The organism is Archangium sp., from assembly GCF_036388035.1.
Lineage (GTDB): Bacteria > Myxococcota > Myxococcia > Myxococcales > Myxococcaceae > Archangium.
Window position 1 is genome coordinate 1 of record NZ_DASVSO010000397.1, and the last position, 7,019, is coordinate 7,019.

At 71.9% G+C, this 7,019-nt stretch carries 1 protein-coding gene; it reads right to left on the minus strand.

Annotation, left to right across the window (positions count from 1 at the left end; all coding sequences use genetic code 11):
* On the minus strand, positions 1 to 7,019 hold a 7,019-nt coding region (locus VF697_RS16090), incomplete at both ends, for an amino acid adenylation domain-containing protein (RefSeq protein WP_331095906.1).

The following is a 7,019-nucleotide window of genomic DNA, read 5'->3' on the forward strand; positions in this document are numbered from 1 at the left end:
AACCACAGCCGCTGCTGCGCGAACGACAGCGGCAGCGGACCGTCCCGACGCACCGGCTCCAACGCGGGGACCTTGCGTCCCGGGCCCGACTTCGCCTGGTCGATGCGCGCCGCCAGCGCCTCCAGCGTGGGCGCCTCGAACATCGCGCGCAGCGGCAGCTCCACGCCCCAGGCGCCGCGAATGCGCGCCATCACCTGGGTGGCCATCAGCGAGTGGCCACCGAGCTCGAAGAAGCTCTCGTGACGGCCCACCCGCGGCACGCTCAGCACCTGCGCCCACAGCTCCGCCAGCACCGTCTCCGTCGGCGTGAGCGGCGCGACGAAGGCCTGCTCCGAGCCCCGGTCCTCCGGCTCGGGCAGGGCCTTGCGGTCCACCTTGCCATTGGGCGTCAGCGGCAGCGCCTCCAGCACCAGGAAGGCCGCGGGCACCATGTACTCCGGCAGCCGTGACTGGAGGAACGCACGCAGCGCCTCGGTATCCACCGTCTGGCCCTGGCGCGGCACCACGTAGGCCACCAGGCGCTGCGGCCGACCCACGGCCTGCCGCACCACCACCACGGCGTGTAGCACCGCCGGCTGCTGAGACAGCACGGCCTCGATCTCCCCCAGCTCGATGCGGTAGCCGCGGATCTTCACCTGGAAGTCCATGCGACCGAGGAACTCGAGGGTGCCGTCCGTCAGCCAGCGCACCCGGTCTCCCGTCCGGTACATCCTCGCCCCGGGCTCCTCGGAGAACGGATCCAACACGAAGCGCTCCGCCGTCTGCTCCGGCCGCTCCAGGTAGCCGCGAGCCACGCCCGCGCCCGCCACATAGAGCTCGCCCGGCACGCCCACCGGCTGGGGCGCCTGGTGCTCATCGAGCACGTAGATCCGGGCATGCGAGATGGGCCCGCCGATGGACGGATCCCTCCCGCTTCCCGTGGCGAGCACCTCGCCCGCGGTGGCCACCACGGTCGCCTCGGTGGGCCCGTAGTGGTTCACCAGCCGGAAGGGCGCGTCGGGCGACGGCCGGCGGCTCAGCTTGTCACCGCCCGTCAGCAGCCAGCGCAGCCGGGTCTCCGCCGGCCACGGCTCCGCCAGCACCGCCTCGCACAGCGGCGTGGGCAGGAAGGCCACGGTGATGCCGCGCTCGACCAGCCAGGCCACCAGCCGCGCGGGCTCGAGGCGCGTGTCGCGATCCGGCAGGTCCAGGGCCGCCCCGCTCACGAGGTACGGCCAGATCTCCCAGACAGCCGCGTCGAATGCCGGCGAGGCCACCTGGCTGGCGCGATCCCCGGGCTTCACCGAGTACGCCTCGAGGTGCCAGCGCAGCAGGTGCCACAGGTGGCGGTGCTCCACCACCACGCCCTTGGGGCGGCCCGTGCTGCCCGACGTGTAGATGACGTAGGCGGCGTTGTCGGGCGTCGTCACCCGGGCCGGCCTCGCGTCGCTCTCCGCGCCCAGGTCCTCCGTGTCCAGCGCCAGGGCCACGGCGCCGCCGGGCAGGGACGACAGCCGCTTCAGCAGCGACTGCTCGCTCACCAGCACCGACAGGCCGCTGTCCTCCAGCAGCAGGCGCGCGCGCGCCTCGGGGTAGTCCGCGTCCACGGGTACGTAGGCGCCCCCGGCCTTGAGGGTGGCGAGCATGCCCACCACCAGATCCACCGAGCGCTCCATCCACAGGCCCACACGGGCCTCCGGGCCCACGCCCAGGCGCCGCAACCGGTTCGCGAGCCGGTTGGCGCGCTGGTCGAGCTGCCGGTACGTCAGGCTCTGTCCGCCGCACGCCACCGCGAGCACGTCCGGCGTGCGATCCGCCTGCGCCTCGAACAGCTCCTGCACGCACGCCACGGACGAGGACTCCACCCGCGTCGGGTTCCAGGCGACGAGCACCTGCTGGCGCTCCGCCGCCTCCAGCAGGGCCAGCTCGCCCACGCGCGCTTCCGGCCGCGCCACCACCGACTCCAGCAGCACCTGGAAGTGGCGCACCATCCGCTCCACCGTGCCCGCCTCGTACAGGTCCGTGCTGTACTCGAGCGAGCCGTGCAGCCCCTCGGCGGTGTCGGTGAGCGCCAGCGACAGGTCGAACTTCGCCGTGTCGCGCTTCACGTCCACCTGCCGCAGCGTGAGGCCCTTGACCTCCAGCTCCGGCATGGACGCGTTCTGTAGCGAGAACATCACCTGGAAGAGCGGTGCCCGTCCCAGGTTGCGCTCGGGCTTCAGCTCCTCCACCAGCTTCTCGAAGGGCACGTCCTGGTGCGCGTACGCGCCCAGGGCCGCCTCCTTCACCTGCGCCAGCAGCTCGCGGAAGCTCTTCGTCCCCTCCACCTGCGTGCGCACCACCAGCGTGTTGACGAAGAAGCCGATGAGGCCTTCCACCTCGGCCTGACGCCGGCCGGCGATGGGCATGCCCACGCTGACATCCTGCTGGCCGCTGTAGCGCCCCAGCAGCGTCTGCCACGCCGCCAGCAGCAGCATGAAGGGCGTCACACCCTCTTGCTGCGCCAGCGCGACCACCTGCTTCGACAGCGCTCCCGGCAGCTTTACTGGCACCGTCGCGCCCCGGTACGTCTGCACCGCGGGCCTCGGCTTGTCCGTGGGCAGCTCCAGCGGGGCCACGCCCGCCAGCTTCTGCCTCCAGTACTCCACCTGCTCGCCGAGCACCTCGTCCTTCAGCCACCCGCGCTGCCACACCGCGTAGTCCGCGTACTGCACCGGCAGCTCCGGCAGGGCCGCTTCCTTCCCCTCGCTGTAGGCCTCGTACAGCGCCGCCAGCTCCTTCACGAACACGCCCAGCGACCAGCCGTCCGAGGCGATGTGGTGCATGTTCACCACCAGCACCCTCTCCGCGGGGCCCACCTTCACCAGCAGCGCCTTGAGCATCAGCTCCCGGCCCAGGTGGAACGGCTTCCTCGCCGCCGTCTCCACATGCTGCCGCGCCGCCGCCTCCCGCTGCGCCTCAGGCAGGTGCGACACGTCCGCCCGCTCCAGCCTGAAGCTGCCCGCCGGCTGGATGTGCTGCACCGGCTGCCCGTCCACCTCTTCGAACGTCGTGCGCAGCGCCTCGTGCCGCCGCACCACCTCGGCGAGGCTCTTCTCCAGGGCCTCGGCATCCACCGCGCCCCGCAGCGTCACCGCGAACGGGATGTTGTAGCTGGCGCTGCCCGGCTCCATCTGGTCGAGGAACCACAGCCGCTGCTGCGCGAACGACAGCGGCAGCTTCCCTTCACGCGCGGCCCGCTTCAGCGGCGGCACCTTCGCCCCTGCCGCCTGCTGCACCAACGTCTCCACCCGCGCCGCCAGCCGCTCCGGCGTGCGCGACTCGAAGAGTGCCCGCAGGGGCAGCTCCACCCGCAGGCCCGAGCGCACGCGCGACACCAGCCGCGTGGCCAGCAGCGAGTGCCCGCCCAGCTCGAAGAAGTCGTCGCCACGCCCCACGCGCTCCACGCCGAGCACCTCGGCGAAGATCTTCGTCAGCGTCTCCTCCACCGGCGTGCGCGGCGCGTTGTCCGCCTCGCCCACCCCGGCGTCCGAGCCCGTCGGCGCCGGCAGGGCCGCACGGTCCAGCTTCCCGTTGGGCGTCAGCGGCCACGCCTTCAGCACCACGTAGGCCGACGGCACCATGTAGTCCGGCAGCGTGCGAGCCAGGTGCACCTTCAGCTCCGCGGGAGCCGGCGCCTCCTCGCCCGTGGGAATCACGTAGGCCACCAGGCGCTTGTCGCCGGGTGACACCTCGCGCACCAGCGCCACGGCGTCCTTCACGCCCGCGTGCGCCTGGAGCGCCGCGGAGATCTCCTCCAGCTCGATGCGGAAGCCGCGCAGCTTCACCTGCTGGTCCTGACGGCCCAGGTACTCGATGACGCCGTCCGCGCGCAGCCGTGCCCGGTCTCCCGTGCGGTACATGCGCGCGCCGGGCTCGGCGGAGAACGGATCCGGCATGAACTTCTCCGCCGTCAGCTCCGGGCGGGCCTGGTAGCCCCGGCCCACGCCATCCCCGCCCACGTACAGCTCGCCCGGCACGCCCACCGGCACCAGGTTCAGGTTCCGGTCCAGCACGTAGCCCGTCGAGTTCTTCAGCGGCCGGCCGATGGGGATGCTCGTCACGCCCTCGGCCACGTCGTTCATCAGGTGCCACGTCGCGAACGTGGTGGTCTCCGTCGGGCCGTACCCGTTCACCAGCCGCCGCGGAGGCTTCGCCGCCAGCACCCGGCGCACGGACACCGGGTCCGCCGCCTCGCCGCCGATCACCACGTGCGTGATGGTCTCGAAGGCGTCCGGCAGCTCCCGAGCCACCTGGTTGAACAGCGACGTCGTGAGGAACATCGCGGTGATGCGCTGCTCACGCAGCAGGTGCGTGAGCTCCGCCGGCACCAGCGCCACCTCGCGCGGCACCACCACCAGCGCGGCCCCGTTCAGCAGCGCGCCCCACACCTCGAACGTCGCCGCGTCGAAGGACGTGTTCGACAGCTGCGCCATCCGGTCCTCGGACTGGATCTGCGCGAAGTCGGTGCCCTTCACCAGCCGCACGATGGGCCGGTGCTCCACCTCCACGCCCTTGGGACGGCCCGTGCTGCCCGACGTGTAGATGACGTACGCCAGGCCGAGCGCCGACACCGCGCCGCGAGGCCGCTCCGCGCTTGCCGCATCCAGCGTCGCCCGATCCTCGTCCATCCGCACCACCGTGAGTCCGGAGGTGTCCAGCCCCTGGGCCAGCGTGCCGTGCGTCACCAGCAGGCGCACATGGCTGTCCGCCACCATGAACCCGAGCCGGTCCGCCGGGTACGCCGAATCCAGCGGCACGTACACGCCGCCGGCCTTCAGCACGCCCAGCATCGCCACGATGAGGTCCGCCGAGCGCTCCAGGCACAGGCCCACGCGCTCCTCCAGCGTCAGGCCCTGGCTCCGCAGGAACTGCGCGAGCTGGTTGGCCCTGCGCTCGAGCTGCGCGTACGTCAGCACCTCGCCGCCGTCCACCACCGCCACCGCGTCCGGCGTGAGGTCCACCTGCGCCTCGAACACCGCGTGCACGGAGGAGTCGCGCGGGTACGTCGCACCCGTGGCATTCCACTCCACCAGCACCTGCCGGCGCTCCGCCTCATCCAGCAGCCGGAGCTCCGAGACGCGCGCTTCCGGCCGCGCCAGCGCCGACTCCAGCAGCACCTGGAAGTGGTGCGCCATCCGCTCCACCGAGCCCGCCTCGTACAGGTCCGTGCTGTACTCCAGCAGGCCGTCCAGCCCCTCCGCGGACTCCGTCAGGGCCAGCGAGAGGTCGAACTTCGAGTGCTGCCGGCTGAGCTCCTCCAGCCGCAGCGTGAGGCCCTTGACCTCCAGCTCCGGCATGGGCGCGTTCTGCAGCGAGAACATCACCTGGAAGAGCGGTGCCCGTCCCAGGTCCCGCTCCGGCCGCAGCTCCTCCACCAGCTTCTCGAAGGGCACGTCCTGGTGCGCGTATGCGCCCAGCGTCGTCTCCTTCACCTGCGCCAGCAGCTCCCGGAAGCTCTTGGCCCCCTCCACCTGCGCGCGCACCACCAGCGTGTTGACGAAGAAGCCGATGAGGCCTTCCACCTCCGCCTGACGCCGGCCCGCGATGGGCATGCCCACGCTGACGTCCTGCTGGCCGCTGTAGCGCCCGAGCAGCGTCTGCCATACCGCCAGCAGCAGCATGAACGGCGTCACGCCCTCCTGCTGTGCCACCTCGCGCACCCGCTTCGCTAGCACGCTCGGCAGCTTCACCGGCACCGTCGCGCCCCGGTACGTCTGCACCGCGGGCCTCGGCTTGTCCGTGGGCAGCTCCAGCGGGGCCACGCCCGCCAGCTTCTGCCTCCAGTACTCCACCTGCTCCTCCAGCACCTCACCCTGGAGCCACTCGCGCTGCCACACCGCATAGTCCGCGTACTGCACCGGCAGCTCCTCCAGCCCCGCCGCCTTCCCCTCGCTGTAGGCCTCGTACAGCGCCACCAGCTCCTTCACGAACACGCCCAGCGACCAGCCGTCCGAGGCGATGTGGTGCATGTTCACCACCAGCACCCCCTCCGTCGGGGCCACCTTCACCAGCAGCGCCTTGAGCATCAGCTCCCGGCCCAGATCGAAGGGCCTCCGGGCCTCCTGCTCCACGCGCTGCCGCGCCGCCGCCTCCCGCTGCGCCTCCGGCAGGTGCGACACGTCCTCGACGTTCAGCCTGAAGCTGCCCGCCGGCTGGATGTGCTGCACCGGCTGCCCGTCCACCTCCTCGAAGGTCGTGCGCAGCGCCTCGTGCCGACGCACCACTTCGGCGAGGCTCTTTTCCAGCGCCGCCGCGTCCATCTCGCCCCGCAGCCTCACGGCGAACGGGATGTTGTAGCTGGCGCTGCCCGGCTCCATCTGGTCGAGGAACCACAGCCGCTGCTGCGCGAACGACAGCGGCAGCTTCCCGTCTCGCGCCACCCGCTTCAGCGGCGGTGCGGCGCGGCCCTTGCCGAGCGCGTCGATGCGCGCGGCCAGCTCCCGCAGCACCGGCGCCTCGAACACCGCGCGCAGCGGCAGCTCCACGCCGCACTGGGTCCGCACGCGCGACACCACCTGCGTGGCCACCAGCGAGTGCCCGCCGAGCGCGAAGAAGTCATCGTCCCGTCCCGCGCGCGCGACCTTCAGCACCTGCATCCACACGCTCGCGAGCAGCTCCTCGGTCGGCGTGCTCGGCGCGACGTACTCCTGCCCGGCGCCCTGCATGTCGGGCTCGGGGAGGGCCTTGCGGTCGATCTTGCCGTTGGGGTTGAGGGGCATGGCCGCCAACACCACCAGGACCGAGGGCACCATGAAGCGCGGCAGGTGCTGCTTGAGCAGCTCCTGCAGCTCCGCGGCCTCCACCTGCTGGCCGGCCTTCACCGACACGTACCCCACCAGCTTCTTGTCCCCTCCCTCCCCCCTGGCCACCACCACCGCTTCCTGCACTCCGGGGTGGCGCCTCAGCCCTTCCTCCACCTCTCCCAGCTCGATTCGGAAGCCTCTCACCTTCACCTGGAAGTCGATGCGGCCCAGGTACTCCAGCTGCCCGTCCGCCCT